The organism is Pseudooceanicola sp. DL12 (assembly GCF_056270665.1).
In genome coordinates, this window is record NZ_CM149884.1 from 1,419,474 (window position 1) to 1,436,516 (window position 17,043).

The 17,043-nt window shown below is 65.6% G+C and carries 16 protein-coding genes; 14 read left to right on the top strand and 2 right to left on the bottom strand.

The genetic code is table 11. The features are described from left to right. Nucleotides 1-224: 224 nt before the first annotated feature. A complete protein-coding gene (gene murD / locus AC0WR5_RS06625; protein ID WP_475868914.1) occupies nucleotides 225-1,631 on the top strand; it encodes a UDP-N-acetylmuramoyl-L-alanine--D-glutamate ligase in 1,407 nt (468 codons plus the stop codon). Here the strand turns inward: murD and AC0WR5_RS06630 are convergent. Beyond that, nucleotides 1,628-2,803 (bottom strand): BaiN/RdsA family NAD(P)/FAD-dependent oxidoreductase, encoded by a 1,176-nt coding sequence (locus AC0WR5_RS06630; RefSeq protein ID WP_475867761.1) that lies wholly within the window; start codon nucleotides 2,801-2,803, stop codon nucleotides 1,628-1,630. The genes murD and AC0WR5_RS06630 overlap by 4 nt on opposite strands. Before the next feature lie 99 nt (nucleotides 2,804-2,902). On the opposite strand from AC0WR5_RS06630, the gene AC0WR5_RS06635 reads away from it, so the two are divergent. After that, a complete protein-coding gene (locus tag AC0WR5_RS06635; RefSeq protein ID WP_475867762.1) occupies nucleotides 2,903-3,199 on the top strand; it encodes a GNAT family N-acetyltransferase in 297 nt (98 codons plus the stop codon). Here AC0WR5_RS06635 and AC0WR5_RS06640 read toward each other — a convergent pair whose 3' ends face one another. Continuing rightward, nucleotides 3,200-3,691 (bottom strand): SRPBCC domain-containing protein, encoded by a 492-nt coding sequence (locus tag AC0WR5_RS06640; protein WP_475867763.1) that lies wholly within the window; start codon nucleotides 3,689-3,691, stop codon nucleotides 3,200-3,202. 278 nt (nucleotides 3,692-3,969) lie between these two features. On the opposite strand from AC0WR5_RS06640, the gene AC0WR5_RS06645 reads away from it, so the two are divergent. The 12 genes from AC0WR5_RS06645 to AC0WR5_RS06700 all read left to right on the top strand — a co-directional run bounded on the left by AC0WR5_RS06645 (nucleotide 3,970) and on the right by AC0WR5_RS06700 (nucleotide 17,023). Beyond that, the gene (locus tag AC0WR5_RS06645) at nucleotides 3,970-5,142 is read left to right on the top strand and encodes a peptidoglycan glycosyltransferase FtsW (protein ID WP_475867764.1); all 1,173 of its coding nucleotides are present in this window, start codon (nucleotides 3,970-3,972) and stop codon (nucleotides 5,140-5,142) included. Between the two features lie 9 nt (nucleotides 5,143-5,151). Then, nucleotides 5,152-6,273: an undecaprenyldiphospho-muramoylpentapeptide beta-N-acetylglucosaminyltransferase gene (gene murG, locus AC0WR5_RS06650; RefSeq protein WP_475867765.1), complete on the top strand. Its 1,122-nt coding sequence runs from the start codon at nucleotides 5,152-5,154 to the stop codon at nucleotides 6,271-6,273. A gap of 1 nt (nucleotide 6,274) precedes the next feature. Then, nucleotides 6,275-7,693, top strand: a complete 1,419-nt coding sequence (murC, locus tag AC0WR5_RS06655; protein ID WP_475867766.1) for a UDP-N-acetylmuramate--L-alanine ligase — start codon at nucleotides 6,275-6,277, stop codon at nucleotides 7,691-7,693. A 357-nt stretch (nucleotides 7,694-8,050) separates the two neighbouring features. Then, nucleotides 8,051-8,329 carry a DUF2484 family protein gene (locus AC0WR5_RS06660; protein ID WP_475867767.1) on the top strand — a complete coding sequence of 93 codons (279 nt, stop codon included), beginning with the start codon at nucleotides 8,051-8,053 and terminating at the stop codon, nucleotides 8,327-8,329. A gap of 28 nt (nucleotides 8,330-8,357) precedes the next feature. Next, nucleotides 8,358-8,642, top strand: a complete 285-nt coding sequence (locus AC0WR5_RS06665) for a hypothetical protein (protein WP_475867768.1) — start codon at nucleotides 8,358-8,360, stop codon at nucleotides 8,640-8,642. Beyond that, nucleotides 8,635-9,573: a UDP-N-acetylmuramate dehydrogenase gene (gene murB / locus AC0WR5_RS06670; RefSeq protein ID WP_475867769.1), complete on the top strand. Its 939-nt coding sequence runs from the start codon at nucleotides 8,635-8,637 to the stop codon at nucleotides 9,571-9,573. The genes AC0WR5_RS06665 and murB overlap by 8 nt, the downstream gene beginning before the upstream one ends. Before the next feature lie 204 nt (nucleotides 9,574-9,777). Next, on the top strand, nucleotides 9,778-10,698 hold the full coding sequence (locus AC0WR5_RS06675; protein WP_475867770.1) for a D-alanine--D-alanine ligase: 921 nt from the start codon (nucleotides 9,778-9,780) through the stop codon (nucleotides 10,696-10,698). Next, entirely contained in the window at nucleotides 10,686-11,618 is a 933-nt protein-coding gene (locus AC0WR5_RS06680) for a cell division protein FtsQ/DivIB (RefSeq protein WP_475867771.1), read from the top strand. The genes AC0WR5_RS06675 and AC0WR5_RS06680 overlap by 13 nt, the downstream gene beginning before the upstream one ends. Then, nucleotides 11,615-12,952, top strand: a complete 1,338-nt coding sequence (gene ftsA, locus AC0WR5_RS06685; RefSeq protein WP_475867772.1) for a cell division protein FtsA — start codon at nucleotides 11,615-11,617, stop codon at nucleotides 12,950-12,952. The genes AC0WR5_RS06680 and ftsA overlap by 4 nt, the downstream gene beginning before the upstream one ends. A 171-nt stretch (nucleotides 12,953-13,123) precedes the next feature. Continuing rightward, the gene (ftsZ, locus tag AC0WR5_RS06690; RefSeq protein ID WP_475867773.1) at nucleotides 13,124-14,833 is read left to right on the top strand and encodes a cell division protein FtsZ; all 1,710 of its coding nucleotides are present in this window, start codon (nucleotides 13,124-13,126) and stop codon (nucleotides 14,831-14,833) included. A gap of 295 nt (nucleotides 14,834-15,128) precedes the next feature. Next, nucleotides 15,129-16,049: a UDP-3-O-acyl-N-acetylglucosamine deacetylase gene (lpxC, locus tag AC0WR5_RS06695; protein ID WP_475867774.1), complete on the top strand. Its 921-nt coding sequence runs from the start codon at nucleotides 15,129-15,131 to the stop codon at nucleotides 16,047-16,049. 125 nt (nucleotides 16,050-16,174) lie between these two features. Continuing rightward, nucleotides 16,175-17,023, top strand: a complete 849-nt coding sequence (locus AC0WR5_RS06700; RefSeq protein ID WP_475867775.1) for an outer membrane protein assembly factor BamD — start codon at nucleotides 16,175-16,177, stop codon at nucleotides 17,021-17,023. Nucleotides 17,024-17,043: the final 20 nt, after the last annotated feature.

Here is a 17,043-nt window from a genome sequence, read left to right on the forward strand (position 1 = left end):
AAATATCCCCGCCGGAGGCTTCGGGCTCCGCCCGCGGAGGCCGAATTCGCACCGACGCAATACCGACGCGATACCGACGTAATACCGACGTTGGATTCCGGGCTTTTCAACGGGTTAAAGGTATTCCTGGCGTGGAATGTGTTGTGCCGTTTCGGGCAGGTTCCGCCTTGCCTTTCCGGGGCCGGCAGGGGCAGTCTGGCGCGTGATCTGACAGGGAGATGACGATGATTCCGGTGATGGGTTTTGACGGGCAGGTGGTTGCGGTGCTGGGCCTTGGGCGGTCCGGTCTTGCGGCGGCACGTGCCCTGCGCGCGGGCGGTGCCGGTGTTGTCGTCTGGGACGAGGCGCCGCGCGCCGCAGAGGTGGCCGAGGCCGAGGGGCTGGAGCTGCGCGACCTGACGAAACCCAATGCCTTCAATGACATCGCCTGTCTCGTGACCTCACCCGGGATCCCGCATCTCTATCCGCGTCCGCATCCGGCCATCGCCGCCGCGCTGGAGGCCGGGGTGCCGGTGGACAATGACATCGGGCTCTTCTTCCGCTCGCTCGGCGGCGGCGACTGGGCCGCCTTCGATCAGCCGCCCCGGGTGGTTGCGGTGACCGGCTCGAACGGCAAGTCGACGACCTCTGCGCTGATTGCCCACGTGCTGGAGGAGGCCGGTCGCGAGGTGCAGCTGGCCGGCAACATCGGCCGCGGGGTCCTCGACATCGATCCGCCCGAAGATGGCGGTATCGTGGTGCTGGAGCTCTCCTCCTACCAGACCGATCTGGCGCGGAGTCTGACCCCGGATGTCGCTGTTTTCACGAACCTTTCTCCCGATCATCTGGATCGGCACGCAGGGCTTGGCGGCTATTTCGCGGCCAAGCGGCGACTTTTCGCGGAGGGTGGGCCGGACCGTGCCGTGGTTGGGGTGGACGAGCCCGAGGGCCTCTTCCTCGCAGGCCAGCTCTCCGAGGGGCCGACGGATGACCGTGTGATCCGCATCTCCTCTGCGCGAAAGCTGTCCGGCCCCGGCTGGTATGTTCATGCCCGCAAGGGCTATCTCGCCGAATTCCGCAAGGGCCGGCAGGTGGGGTCCATCGACCTGCGGCCCATCGCCGGGTTGCCTGGCGCGCATAACCACCAGAACGCCTGCGCGGCCTACGCGGTGGCCCGCAGCCTTGGTCTCGGGCCGAGGCAGATCGAGGAAGGTTTCAAGACTTTCAAGGGGTTGCCGCACCGCTCCCAGGTGATTGCCGAGGCGGAGGGGCTGAAATTCGTCAACGACAGCAAGGCCACCAACGTCGACAGTGCCAAGCAGGCCCTGCGCGCCTTCACGCGGATCCGCTGGATCTGTGGCGGGCTGCAGAAGGAAGGCGGGCTGGAGCCGCTGCTCGAGGCCACGGACGAGGTGATCAAGGCCTATGTCATCGGTCGCGAGGCAAGCGACTTCGCCATGCAGTTGAAGGGTGTCGAGGCCGAGGTCTGCACCGACATGGAGACCGCCGTGAGCCGTGCCCGCGCCGAGGCGGAGGCGGGCGACACGATCCTGCTGGCCCCCGCCGCGGCCAGCTTCGATCAATACGACAGCTTCGAGCAGCGCGGCGATGATTTTGCGCGTGTCGTCAGGGAGTTGATGGGGATTTCCTAGGCTGCGAGCGCCCGCGCCGCGGCCATGGCCGAGGACCAGGCCCACTGGAAATTGTAGCCGCCGAGCCAGCCCGTGACATCGACGCATTCGCCGATCGCATAGAGGCCGGGCACCTGCTTGGCCTCCATCGTCTGCGAGGATAGCCCCTCGGTGGAAATCCCGCCCAGGGTGACCTCGGCCGTGCGGTAGCCTTCTGAGCCCGCGGGGGTGAGGGGCCAGTCCTTGAGCCGCGCGGCAAGTGTCGCCAGAGCCTTGTCCGACTGGTCGGCCAGATTGCCCGAAAGCTGCCACTCCTGCGCCAGGTGATCCGATAGTTTTGCCGGGAGAAGTGCGTCCAATTCCCTGACAAGGCTGCGTTTTCCGGCGCCCTTGCGCATGTCGCGCAGGCGCGGGAAGGGGTCGCCCCCGGGGCAGAGATCCACCGTGATCGCCTCGCCCTCGCGCCAGTAGGACGATGCCTGCAGGATCGACGGGCCGGAGAGGCCCCGGTGCGTGAAGAGAAGCGCTTCATCGAAGCCGGTGCCGTTGGCCGTGACACGGGCGGGCAGGGCCGTGCCGGAGAGACCGGCAAAGCGCTCCGGCGGGAAGGTCAGCGGCACCAGGCCGGGGCGCGTCTCGCTCAGGGGCAGTCCGAATTGTCGTGCGATATCATAGGCAAACCCGGTGGCGGCCATCTTCGGGATCGACTTGCCTCCGGTCGCCAGCACCAGCGCGCGACCGGTGACCTGCCGCTGCGTCTCTCCGCGGGTCAGGGCGACGGCAAAGCCGCCCTCGCGCCGCTCCACGGATTTCACGGCGGTCTGCAACTGAAGATCCACCCCGGCCGCGGTGCAGAGACCGGTCAGCATGTCCACCACCTGCTGGGCGCTGTCGTCGCAGAAGAGCTGTCCCAGGGTCTTTTCGTGCCAGGCGATGCCATGTTCAGAGATCAGCGAGATGAAATCCCACTGGGTATAGCGGGCCAGGGCCGATTTGCAGAAGTGGGGGTTGCCGGACAGGTAGGCCTCTGGCCGGGCGTCCATGTTGGTGAAATTGCAGCGACCACCGCCAGAGATGCGGATCTTCTCGCCGGGTTTTTTCGCATGATCGACAAGCAGGACCCTGCCGCCGCAATGGGCCGCACACATCAGGCCCGCGGCCCCCGCTCCGAGGATGATCACGTCGTATTCCATGACTGCTCCCATGCGGCATGCGCGGGGGCTGTGCAAGGGTGCAGATTGACCGGCGCCGTCGGGACGGGCAGCGTCGGGGGATCACGCAGGAGTGGGGCCATGAGCGACATCGACGACGAGATCACCGAGGAAAAGCGGGCCAGCGGCGGGCGTTACGTCTATCGGGCCGAAGGGGCGGAGGCCGAGATGACCTACTCGCGCGCGTCTGATGCGCTGATCATCATCGACCATACCGGCGTGCCGGATGCCTTTCGGGGCAAGGGTGTGGGCGTGGCCCTGGCGGTGCATGCGGTGGCCCGGGCGCGGCAGGAGGGGCACAAGATCCTGCCCCTCTGTCCCTTCATGGCGGCGCAGTTTCGCCGGCACCCGGAATGGGCTGACGTGCTCAGCCGCTGATCAGCCCAGCAGCAGGGCCTCGAGGCGGGCGTAGTCTTCCTCGAGGTCCGATTCCAGCGTCTCGGTCAGGGCGGCCTCGCGGGCCTCGGGCGAGACGTACCAGAATTCCTGCGTCAGCAGGGTTCCGCCGGGCAGGGGTATCATCAGGATGGTGGACAAAACCGGATCACTGGTCTTTTCGGCGTCCTGGTGCTGCTGATAGACGACACGGGCCGGCACCGCGACCTCCTGGAAGCTCAGGTGCAGGGCGCTGTCGGCGCCATCGTCCCAGGCCAGCATGGCTCTGCCGCCGGGGTGCAGGGCGATGTCGCAATCACGGGTGTTGCGCCATTTGGGGATCTGGTCGGCGTCGAAATGGGCGTTGAACAACGCCTCGCGCGGCACGGAAAACTTGCGATAGACGCGGATCCGGTCGGGGCCGAAACGGGAAACCGAGGCGGGCCCCTCGGGATGATCGATAGGGGCGTTTTCGTCGAGCTGGGTGTCTCTCATGACATCTCTCCGGAAAATAACAAGATTTTTAAATGGTGTCGGTGAAACTGGGAAACGGGCCCCGCGGGGCATACCCTGGAAAAGGACGTTCGGGGGTGCCGGTGCCGGCCTGCCGGGCGTCAGGGAATTGGAAAATTACCCCGGACGCTAGGAAGCACGGATTGCGCCGTCAAGCCATTGGTACTGGCCCTGTGGCATGAAATCCGCTACTCTCTTTCGCAGACCCCGAAAAGGGGCGGCCCGGCGACGGGACTTGATGAGGCATCAGGCGGAAAACGATGACAGAGATGGTGTATGGCGCCATCCCCGTGCGGGATGGCGAGCCGGTAATTCCCAAGTGGTGGCGCACGATCGACAAGCTGACGCTCAGTTGCATCCTGGGCCTCTTCGGTGTCGGTCTTCTCCTCGGTTTCGCGGCCTCTCCGCCGCTGGCCGGGCGCAACGGCCTGCCGCCCTTCTATTACGTTCAGCGCCAGGCGATGTTCGGTGCACTGGCCATGTCGGTGATGCTGGTCACGTCGATGCTCAGCCCGGCCATGGTGCGTCGCGTCGCGGTGATCGGATTCGTGGCGACCTTTGCGGCTCTGGCCATGCTGCCCTTCCTGGGCACCGACTTCGGCAAGGGTGCCATCCGCTGGTATTCACTGGGCTTTGCCTCGGTGCAGCCCTCTGAATTCCTCAAGCCCTTCTTCATCGTCGTCGCCGCCTGGCTGCTGGCCTCGGCACAGGAGATCAACGGCCCCCCGGGGCGGATGATGTCCTTCCTGCTGACGGTGATCATCGTGCTGATGTTGGCGATGCAGCCCGACTTCGGTCAGGCCAGCCTGATCCTCTTCGGCTGGGGCGTGATGTATTTCGTGGCCGGTGCGCCGATGATCCTGCTCACGGGCATCGCCGGGCTGGTCGTGCTGGGCGGTACCTTCGCCTATGGCAATTCCGAACACTTCGCCCGCCGCATCGACGGCTTCCTGTCGCAGGACGTCGATCCGCGCACCCAGCTGGGCTATGCCGCCAATGCCATCCGCGAGGGCGGCTTCTTCGGCGTCGGCGTGGGCGAGGGGACGGTCAAGATGTCACTGCCCGATGCCCATACCGATTTCATCATTGCCGTCGCGGCCGAGGAATACGGCCTCGTCCTGGTGCTGATCATCATCGCTCTCTACGCAACCATCGTGCTTCGCAGCTTTGCACGTCTGATGAAGGAACGTGATCCCTTCATCCGCCTCGCCGGCACCGGGCTTGCCTCGGTCTTCGGTGTGCAGGCGATCATCAACATGGGCGTGGCGGTCCGGCTGCTGCCGGCCAAGGGCATGACATTGCCCTTCGTCAGCTATGGCGGCTCCTCGCTGATCGCCGGCGGTCTGATGGTGGGCATGCTGCTGGCCATGACGCGTTCGCGCCCGCAGGGCGAAATCGGCGATATCCTCGCCGGCCGCAACGCCAACCGCTAGGAGCGCGACATGAACCTCGATGCGCCTCTCCTGATCATCGCCGCCGGAGGGACGGGCGGCCACATGTTTCCGGCCCAGTCCCTGGCCGAGCAGATGCTGACCCGCGGTTGGCGGGTCAAGCTGATGACCGACCCGCGCGGTGCCCGCTATGCCGGGGGCTTCCCCAAGGAAGTCGAGATCGAGGAGCTTTCCTCCGGCACCTTCGCGCGCGGTGGCCTGCTGGCCAAGGCGGTGGTGCCGGTCAAGATTGCCGGTGGTGTCATCGGTGCCTGGTTCCGGATGCTGCGCGAGAGCCCGGCGGCGGTCGTGGGGTTTGGCGGCTATCCGTCGATCCCGGCAATTGCCGCCGCCACGTTGCTGAAGAAACCCCGCATGATCCACGAACAGAACGGCGTGCTGGGTCGCGTGAACCAGAAGTTCGCCACCCGCGTCGATCGCGTGGCCTGCGGCACCTGGCCCACCGAGCTGCCCGGTGGGGTCGAGGGCGTGCACACCGGAAACCCGGTGCGCGGGGCGATCCACGAACGCGCCGGTGCCGGCTATATCTCGCCGGGCGATTACCCGATGTCGCTGCTGGTGATGGGCGGTTCGCAGGGCGCGCGCATCCTGTCCGACGTGGTGCCAGAGGCGATTGCCGCGCTGCGCCCGGAGCTTTTGCGAAACATCCGCGTCAGCCATCAGGCGCGCCCGGAGGACAAGGAGCGTGTCGCGGCCTTTTATGCCGATCACGGCATCGATGCCGACGTCGAACCCTTCTTCAACGACGTGCCACGCCGGATGTCCGAGGCGCAGCTGGTGATCACCCGCTCCGGCGCCTCGACCGTGGCCGATCTCTCGGTGATCGGGCGACCGTCGATCCTGGTGCCCCTGGCCATCGCCATCCGCGACGAGCAGACGGCGAACGCCCGCGGCCTTGTAGAGGCCGGCGCCGCGATCATGATGCCGGAGAGCCAGTTCACGCCGGAAAACCTTGCGGCACAGATCGCCCTGGTACTGGACAATCCCGAAGCGGCCGAGCAGATGGCGCGGGCCGCCCTGTCGGTCGGCAAGCCCGAGGCGGCCATGACGCTGGCCGACATGGTCGAGGATCTCGCCAAGCGGTGCGGGGATCACAACGGAGAGGACGCCTGAGATGAACGCTGCTGCAACCAAGCTGCCCCAGGACATGGGGCCCATCCATTTCGTCGGGATCGGCGGCATCGGCATGTCGGGTATCGCCGAGGTCCTGCTGAACCATGGCTACACGGTGCAGGGATCCGACCTGAAGCGCTCCAAGATCACCGACCGGCTGGAAACCCTGGGCGCCCTGGTCTTCGAGGGGCAGCGGGCCGAGAATCTGGAGGAGGCGCAGGTGGTGGTGATCTCCTCCGCGATCAAGCCGGGCAACCCCGAGCTCGACGAGGCGCGCCGTCGTGGCCTGCCCGTGGTGCGCCGTGCCGAGATGCTGGCCGAGCTGATGCGGCTGAAATCGAACATCGCCGTCGCCGGCACCCACGGCAAGACCACCACCACCACGATGGTGGCGACACTGCTCGATGCCGGCAACTTCGACCCGACCGTGATCAACGGCGGCATCATCCATGCATACGGCTCCAACGCGCGCGTGGGCCTGGGCGAATGGATGGTGGTCGAGGCCGACGAGAGCGACGGCACCTTCAACCGACTGCCGGCAACCATCGCCATCGTTACCAACATCGATCCCGAGCACATGGATCACTGGGGCGATTTCGACACCCTGCGCCAGGGCTTCCTCGATTTCGTGTCGAATATCCCCTTCTATGGAATCGCCGTCTGCTGCACCGACCACGCCGAGGTCCAGCAGCTGGTGGGCAAGATCACCGACCGCCGCGTGGTCACCTATGGCTTCAATGCCCAGGCCGACGTGCGCGCGGTCAACCTGACCTACAAGGCGGGCGTGGCGCATTTCGACGTGCTGCTGCAGGCAGAGGGCACCCGGATTGACGGTTGCACCCTGCCGATGCCGGGCGATCACAACGTGTCCAATGCGCTCTCCGCCGTGGCCGTGGCGCGCCATCTCGGCATGAAGGCCGACGAAATCCGCACCGCCCTGGCCAATTTCGGCGGCGTCAACCGCCGCTTTACCCGGGTGGGCGAAGTCAACGGCGTGACCATCATCGACGATTACGGCCACCATCCGGTCGAGATCGCGGCAGTGCTGAAGGCGGCGCGCCAGGCCACCGAGGGCCGTGTCATTGCCGTTCATCAGCCGCACCGCTACAGCCGGTTGCACAGCCTCTTCGATGATTTCTGCGCCTGCTTCAACGAGGCTGACGTGGTCGCCATCGCCGAGGTCTACTCGGCTGGCGAAGAGCCGATTCCCGGCGCCTCCCGCGATGATCTCGTGGCCGGGCTGATCCGCCATGGTCACCGCCACGCGCGCGCCATCACCTGCGAGGAGGATCTCGAGCGGCTGGTCCGCGAGCAGGCTCATCCGGGAGACATGGTCGTCTGCCTCGGGGCTGGCACGATCTCGACCTGGGCCAATCGCCTGCCCGAGCGACTCGCTCCCAAGGTCGGCTGCACGGCCTGATCCGGCTCGCGCGAAAATTCGGAAAAATTTTTCGATTTTTTCTGGAACCAGGCAACCGACACAAGTGTTTGTCATTAGGAGGGCGTCCGGATTTCACCGGGCGCCCTCTGGCATGGCAGGGGGCCGCATAGAATCTGTGCGGCGGCTCGGGATCTGATTTTGGCAAGGTGTTTTCGGCAAAATTTTCCTTCTGGAAAGCCGGGAAATAGCTTGTCCGTGCAGGGGGTTGCGAGTAGCCTGTGCAAAACCGCAACAGACGGTGGAAAATATGTGCAAGAGGCGGCATGTGACTTGTGAGACGACTTTCGGCAACAGCGGTATCGTGCTCCGCGCTGCTGGCGCGGCAGGGGGCAGGCGATGACTGAGGCATTCCTGATCGCCCTGGTCTGGGTCGTGGCGGTGAACGCGATGTCGTTCATGCCATCGCGCAGCGAGCGCGATGTGGCGCTGATCGTCTCCGTCGGTACGGGCATTCCCATCCTTGGGCTCATCACCCTGCAGCACGGCCCCTGGGCCGGACTGATCTCGCTGGTGGCCGGCATGGCCATCTTGACTTGGCCGTTGGCCCGTCTGCGGGCGCGCGGCCGCCGCGGGGTACAGCATGACCGCCGCGCGCGGCAGGCCCGCCGCGCCTGAGCTGCCGGCAGGGCAGGGAGCCTGAATTATGGCCTATGCCGTTGCAATCATTTCCTTTCTCGTGCCGCTGGCGCTCTGCTGGTGGCTGGCCCAGAGCGGTCGCACTCGCTGGGTCTGGCTTCCGGTGGTGCTCGTGGCGGGCTATGGCACCTGGCTCGTTCTTCAGGCGCGTGCCGCCGAAGGTTGGAACGCGATGGCTTACGAGCTGCTCATCGGCCTGATGGTGGTGCCCGGGTTGATCGGTGTCGGTTTCGGGACCGTCATGGGGGTTTACCGGCGTCGCGGGGCGGGGCAGAACACCGGCCATGAGTGAGCTTTCCACATTGCCTTCCTGCCGCGGTCGCCTGACCGCGGACCGTGCGCTTGACGGGTTGACTTGGATGCGGGTCGGCGGCCCTGCCGACTGGCTGTTCCAGCCCGCCGATATCGAGGACCTGCGGCAGTTCCTTGCCGCGCTGGATCCCGCGGTCCCTGTTTTTCCCATGGGGGTCGGGTCGAACCTGATCGTGCGGGATGGCGGCATCCGCGGCGTGGTGATCCGCCTCGGGCGCGGTTTCAACGACATCCGCTTCGATGGCAATCGAGTCATTGCGGGGGCTGCGGCGCTGGATGCCCATGTGGCGATCAAATCGGCCGCCGAGGGGATCGATCTGACATTCCTGCGCACCATCCCCGGCTCGATCGGCGGGGCCCTGCGCATGAACGCCGGCTGCTACGGCAGCTACACTGCTGATATTTTCATCTCTGCCCGCGCAGTCACCCGCAGCGGTGAACTGGTCGAGTTGACTGGCGACGACCTCCAGTTCGCCTATCGCAGCACCTCGCTGCCCGAGGGGTGGGTTCTGGTCGAGGCCACCTTCGAGGGGGCGTCCGGCGATCCGGAGGTGCTTGCCGGGCGGATGGCGGAGCAGCTTGCGAAACGCGACGCAACCCAGCCTACAAAGGACCGGACCGCCGGTTCCACCTTCCGCAACCCGGCCGGGTATTCCTCGACGGGGCGCGACGACGACGTGCATGACCTCAAGGCCTGGAGCCTGATCGACGAGGTCGGCATGCGTGGCGCCCGGATCGGCGGCGCGCAGATGAGCGAGAAGCATTCCAATTTTCTGACCAATACCGGCGATGCGACGGCGGCGGATCTGGAGGCCCTGGGTGAAGAGGTCCGAAAAAGGGTTTTCCAAAAGCGGGGAATAGAGTTACAGTGGGAAATCATGCGTGTAGGTGATCCAATCCCCGGATCGTGAGGCGCGATCCCTCTCGCAGAAACGACCATTCGGGCCCGCGCTTGGCGCATCGGCCCGCAAAATGCCCCCGCTACCTGAAGGTGCAGGAAGGCAAGGGTAACCCGAAGCAATCGGGGCCCGCAGACAGAGCAGCACGGGCCGGCAAACGGCCCGGCATCCGAATACGGACAGGGCCGCAAAGGCCCGGGACATTGAGGCACGAACGTGGGTTTGTCGAGCAGGGCGACCCCGAAAGTGGTGGTACTGATGGGCGGACCCTCGGCCGAGCGCGAGGTGTCTCTCTCGTCGGGTCGTGAATGCGCCATCGCTTTGCGGGATGAAGGTTTCGAAGTGGTCGAGCTTGATGCCGGCCCCGATCTTGCCGTGCGCCTCGCGGATCTCTCTCCTGATGTCGTCTTCAACGCCCTGCATGGCCGCTGGGGCGAGGACGGCTGTGTGCAGGGCGTGCTGGAATGGCTCCGCATTCCCTATACCCATTCCGGTGTCCTTGCCTCGGCCCTGGCCATGGACAAGGAGCGCACCAAGGCGACCTATGCCGCCGCGGGCCTGCCCTTCGGCGAGAGCATCCTGGCCACCAAGGCCGAGATTGCCCGCGCTCACGTGATGGCGCCGCCCTACGTGGTTAAGCCCTACAACGAGGGTTCCTCTGTCGGTGTCTATATCGTGGGCGAGGGAGCGGACACGCCGCCGCGGATCGCCGACGATATGCCCGACCGGCTGATGGTCGAGAAGTACCTGCCCGGGCGCGAGCTGACCGTTTCAGTCATGGGCGACAGGCCGCTCTGCGTCACCGAGATCGTCACCGAGGGCTGGTACGATTACCAGGCGAAATATGCGCCCGGCGGGTCGACCCATGTCTGCCCGGCCGAAATTCCCGAAGCGATCACCGCCGCCTGTCTCGACTACGCGATGCGCGCGCACGAGGCGCTCGGCTGTCGTGGCGTCTCGCGCACCGACCTGCGCTGGGACGAGGGCAGGGGTGTCGACGGTCTCTTCCTGCTCGAGACGAATACCCAGCCGGGCATGACGCCGACCTCACTGTCGCCCGAACATGCCCAGGCCTGCGGTATTACCTTTGGACAGCTGTGCCGCTGGCTGGTGGAGGATGCCTCATGCGAGCGGTAAGTCCTTCCGGCTACACCCGCAGCAACAGCCACAAGGCCCCGCGCAAGCCGCGGCGCGGCGACCGTCACGATCCGGCGCCTTCGCGCTGGTCCTGGCGCATGCAGCGCCTGATGCTGACGCCGATGTTCCGCCTCTCCGTCTGGGTGATCCTGCCCATGGCGGTCGTGGCGGGTGGCACCCAGCTCTGGCTGTCGGATCCCGCGCATCGCGCCGTGGTCACGGATACGGTCGAAGGCTGGATCGACGAATTCCAGCACCGGCCGCAGTTCATGGTGGACCTGGTGCAGGTCGAGGGCGCCGGCGTCGATACAGAGGAGCAGATCCGCGCGCTTCTCGACCTCGACCTGCCGATGTCCTCCTTCGACATCGACCTGCAGGCCCTGCGGGACAAGATCGCCCAGCTTCCCAGCGTTGCCGATGTCGCGTTGCAGGTGCGCAATGGCGGCACCCTGCATATCGGCGTGCTCGAGCGCGTGCCGGTCGCCGTCTGGACCGGCCCCGAAGGCGAGGAGCTGATCGATCCCACCGGTATGGTCACCGGCACCATTGCCTCGCGGGTGGATCGTCCCGACCTGCCGCTGCTGGCTGGCGAGGGCGCCGACAAGGCCGTGCCCGAAGCGCTGGCGATCCTGTCGGCCGCCGGTCCGATCACCGAGCGGCTGCGCGGGCTGCAGCGTATCGGCGAGCGCCGCTGGGATGTCGTGCTGGATCGCGGGCAGCGGATCATGCTGCCCGAGGAAAAACCCGTCCAGGCGCTGGAGCGCGTCCTGGCCCTGCAACAGGCGCAGGAGCTGCTGGACAGGGATGTTGTGGCGGTGGACATGCGCCTCGGCGTGCGTCCCACCCTGCGCATGACGGAACCCGCCACGGAAGAATGGCGGCAGATGAGAGATGCAGCGATGCAGGCAAAGGGGCAGTGATGGAACTTTACGAATCCCAACGGGCGATGCGCAACATGCGCAAGGCGGCGATGCAGCGTGGCGTGGTGGCCATCCTGGATGTCGGCACGAGCAAGATTGCCTGCCTCGTGCTGCGCTTCGACGGCAGCGGCCGTCGTCCGGCCAGCGCCGATGGCGTGGGATCGCTTGCAGGGCAGGCGGGCTTTCGGGTGATCGGTGCCGCCACGACCCGGTCGCGTGGGGTGCGTTTCGGCGAAATCTCCTCGATGCCGGAAACCGAACGGGCCATCCGGACCGCGCTTCAGGCGGCGCAGAAGATGGCCAAGGTGCGTGTCGACCACGTGATCGCCTGTTTCTCCGGCGCTGGCCCGCGCAGCTACGGTCTCTCCGGGCAGGTCGACATCGAAGGCAACCAGGTCAGCGAACAGGATGTCAGCCGGGTGCTGGCGGCCTGTGACGTGCCTGACTACGGCGATGGCCGCGAGGTGCTGCACGCCCAGCCGGTCAACTTTGCACTCGATCACCGCTCCGGCCTGCAGGATCCGCGCGGCCAGATCGGCAACACGCTGACCACCGACATGCACATGCTGACGGTCGATGCCGCGGCGATCCAGAACCTGGCGCATTGCGTCAAGCGCTGCGATCTCGAACTCGCGGGCATCGCATCCTCGGCCTATGTCACCGGTATCTCCTGCCTTGTCGAGGACGAGCAGGAACTCGGCGCGGCCTGCATCGACATGGGCGGCGGCACGACCTCGCTCTCGATCTTCATGAAAAAGCACATGATCTATGCCGATACGGTGCGCATGGGCGGCGATCACGTCACCGGCGACATCTCGATGGCACTGCAGATCTCCCAGGCCAATGCCGAACGGCTCAAGACCTTTTACGGTGGTGTCGTCGCCACCGGCATGGACGACCGCGAGCGCATCGAGATCGGCGGCGAGACCGGCGATTACGAGCATGACCGCCGCACCGTAACCCGCGCCGAGCTGATCGGCATCATGCGCCCCCGGGTCGAGGAGATCCTCGAGGAAGTGCGCTATTGCCTCGATGCCGCGGGCTTCGATCACCTGCCGAACCAGCAGATCGTGCTGACCGGCGGTGCCAGCCAGATCCCCGGTCTCGACGGGCTGGCCAGCAGGATCCTCGGTCAGCAGGTGCGCCTTGGACGTCCCCTGCGCGTGCATGGGCTGCCGCAGGCCGCAACGGGCCCCGGATTCGCCTCTGCCGTGGGGATGTGCCTGTTTTCCGCGCATCCGCAGGACGAATGGTGGGACTTCGATTTGCCCCTCGATCGCTATCCGGCCCGGTCCCTGAAGCGCGCCGTGCGCTGGTTCAAGGATAATTGGTAACCGCAAGATCCGGTGCCTTCGGCGAAATACCGCGAAAACTCGGACGTACACGCCCAGATTTGGTGTTTTTCAGCGATTCTGGGGTGACGTCGCCGTGGGGAATCTATATCCTTTAAGGCGATAGGCAGAAAAAACCCCGGAAAACCGGGACCAGATCAGGCGGATTTATCGATGACATTGAACCTCAGTGTTCCCGGATCGGGAGAAGAGTTGAAGCCACGCATCACCGTTTTTGGCGTCGGCGGAGCCGGCGGCAATGCCGTTAACAACATGATCGACAAGGCCCTCGAGGGCGTCGATTTCGTGGTTGCCAACACGGATGCCCAGGCGCTTCAGCAGAGCAAGGCGAACCAGCGCGTTCAGCTCGGCGTCAAGGTGACCGAGGGGCTCGGCGCAGGGGCCAAGGCCTCTGTTGGTGCTGCCGCTGCCGAAGAGAGCATCGAACAGATCGTCGACCACCTCGCGGGGGCACACATGTGCTTCATCACCGCGGGCATGGGCGGCGGCACCGGTACGGGGGCGGCGCCTATCATCGCCCAGGCTGCCCGTGAGCTCGGTGTTCTGACTGTCGGTGTCGTGACCAAGCCCTTCCAGTTCGAAGGCGCCAAGCGCATGCGCCAGGCTGAGGAAGGCGTGGAACAGCTGCAGAAGATGGTCGATACGCTGATCATCATTCCTAACCAGAACCTGTTCCGCCTTGCCAACGAGAAGACAACCTTCACCGAGGCCTTCTCGCTCGCCGACGACGTGCTCTACCAGGGCGTCAAGGGTGTGACCGACCTGATGGTTCGTCCCGGCCTGATCAACCTCGACTTTGCCGACGTTCGCGCCGTGATGGACGAGATGGGCAAGGCCATGATGGGCACCGGCGAAGCCGATGGCGAAACCCGTGCCGTCCAGGCTGCCGAGAAGGCCATCGCCAACCCGCTGCTCGACGAGATCTCGCTGCGCGGCGCCAAGGGCGTGCTGATCAACATCACCGGCGGCCACGACCTGACCCTGTTCGAACTCGACGAGGCGGCCAACCGCATCCGCGAGGAAGTCGACCCGGATGCCAACATCATCGTCGGCTCGACCATGGACGAAACCATGGAAGGCCGGATGCGCGTCTCCGTCGTTGCCACCGGCATCGACGCCACGGATTCCCAGCACGAGATCCCCGTGCCGCGCCGCAAGCTCTCCGAACCGCTGAAGCCCACGACCCATGTCGAGGACGCCCAGGTTGCCGCCGCCGCACCCGTCGCTGCGCGCAGCACCCATCAGCACGCCACCATGGAAGAGGACGAGGCCAACGCTCCGACCCTCTTCGAGGACAACGGCTCCCAGTCGAGCTTCTTTGCTGCCGAAGAACCCGCGCCGGCACCGCGTCATCAGCCGCAGCAGGCGCGTGGCGGTGCAGACGACATGCCGCCGCCGGCCTACCGTCCGCAGCCCGCGCCCCAGTACGGTGTCGCCCACGCGGAAGAGCCGGAGGCAGAGAACTTTGTCGCGCCGCGTCCGCGTCGTCCCGGCGAGCCCTCGCCCGAGGCGCTGGCCCGTCTTCAGGCTGCGGTGCAGAACCAGCCGCGCCATCAGCCGGAGCCGGTTCAGGCCGAGCCCGCGCCGCAGCAGCAGCGCCGCGCCGAGCCCGAGAAACCCCGTTTCGGGATCAACTCGCTGATCAACCGGATGACCGGGCATCAGGACCACGGCAACTCCGAGCAGCAGCGCACGCAACAGGCGCCGCGGCAGGAACCGATGGCCCGTGTCGCGCCGAAACCGGCGGCTCCGGCGCCGCGTCCCTCGGCCGCTCCGGCGCCCCAGGCCAAGCGCGCTCCGGCGCCCGAGGCCGATGAAGAGCGGATCGAGATCCCGGCTTTCCTGCGTCGCCAGGCCAACTGAGCGACCGGGCAACCGGTTAACGAAACCTGCCGCTTCACTTTGAGCGCGGCAGGGATCGCCGGTCAGATTGTGAATAATTTCTTAAAAAGGCCGCCGTCAGGGCGGCCTTTTCACGTTCTGGGGCTAAATGTGACTGAATGTTTCAATCCGCCGCAGCTTTTCGCGCACCGCAGCATGGATATTACAATCCGTTGCAAAGAGTGAGTTGAGAACCTTGGGGGGAGCTTTTACCTACCAAATCGTAAACGGCAGATCTCTGTCCGTAAGACCTTGAATAACTCCGTTGGGGGAAGCCTTGCAGTATACGATCAAAGCGCCAGTCAGTTTCGATGGGGCCGGACTCCACTCCGGTCGCCCCGCGCGGCTGACCATTCGCCCGGCAAAGGCTGATCACGGTATCTGGTTCCGCCGTACCGATATCTCCCTCGGCGATGCGATGATCCCTGCCAACTGGGAGGCGGTCGACCGCACCCCCCTCTGCACCCGTATCGAGAACGCCGCCGGCGCCACCGTCTCGACGATCGAGCACGTGATGGCCGCGCTGTCGGGCTGCGGCATCACCAATGCCGTGGTCGAGATCGACGGCCCCGAAGTGCCGATCCTCGACGGCTCCGCCGCCCCCTTCGTACGCGGGATACTGTCGCGCGGCCTGACGGCCCTCCGGGCACCGGCCCGCGCGCTGGAAATCCTGCGTCCGGTCGAGGTGACGAACGGACAGGCGGTTGCCCGCCTGCTGCCGAACCCGGTGCTCGAGATCGACTTCCTGATTGACTTCGAGGACGCCGCCATCGGCCGTCAGGCCAAGCTTCTGACCATGGAGAACGGCAGCTTCGTACGGGAACTCTGCGACAGCCGCACGTTCTGCAGGCAGTCCGATGTCGACATGATGCACGAGAAGGGCCTGGCCCTTGGCGGCACGCTCGACAATGCCGTCGTTGTCGACGGCGACCGCATCGTCACGCCCGGCGGCCTGCGCCACCGTGACGAGCCCGTGCGCCACAAGATGCTGGACGCCCTCGGCGACCTGGCGCTTGCCGGTGCACCGATTCTGGGCCGGTACGAGGGCATCCGCTCCGGTCACAGCCTGACGAACACGCTTCTTCGGGCCGTTTTCTCCGACGAGGCGAACTATCGCTTCGTCACTTGCGACGCTGCACTTGCTGCGCGTCTTCCGGGCGCAGGCGTCACCCCTGACGAGATCCCGGCCGTCGCCTGACACGCAAACCCGCCGGTGGTGTCGTTAAGGCGTTTTGCCCCGGAATTTTCTGTGTTAGGACCAAGCCGTAGTGCGCCGCCTAGGGCGCGCGGGAAAAATTTGACGTCGAAGGGGTGAGGGCACGCATGACAGGCGGCGGTTTCGGAAAGAGGCTGGCGGGTGCGATTCTTCTGGCCGCACTGGTTGCCGGTTGTGGGAAGTCACCGGGGATCGGAAACGATGATACCCCGCTGGAAAGCTTCACCGCAGAACAGATCTACGAACGTGGCGAATACGAGGTCAATCGGCGTCGCTTTGCCGATGGCGCCGAGTATTTCTCGGAGATCGAGCGCCTCTATCCCTATTCGGAATGGGCAGAGCGCGCTCTGATCATGACCGCCTTTGCCCAGCATTCGGCCAAGAACTACGAGGACAGCCGCGCAGCCGCGCAACGCTACCTCGATTTCTACCCGACGGGCGAGGATGCGGCCTATGCGCAGTATCTCCTGGCGCTCAGCTATTATGACCAGATCGATGAAGTGGGCCGTGACCAGGGCCTGACCTTCCAGGCGCTCCAGGCGCTGCGTCAGGTCATCGAACGCTATCCTGACAGCGAATATGCGCGCTCGGCGATCCTCAAGTTCGACCTGGCCTTCGACCACCTGGCATCGAAGGAAATGGAAGTCGGCCGCTACTATCTCAAGCGCAAGTTCTATCCGGCCTCCATCAATCGTTTCCGCATCGTGGTCGAGGAATTCCAGACCACCTCGCAGACGCCCGAGGCCCTCTATCGCCTGATGGAGGCCTACCTGGCCCTCGGCCTGACGGACGAGGCACAGACCGCCGCTGCCATCCTCGGCTACAACTTCCGGGGCACCCAGTGGTACAAGGACGCCTACGATGTGCTGACCGGCGCGGGCCTCGCGCCCGAAGCCAAGGGCGATGGCTGGCTGGCCCAGATCTATCGTCAGACGGTGCGCGGCGAATGGCTGTGATCTCGGCGCAGTTCAGGGCG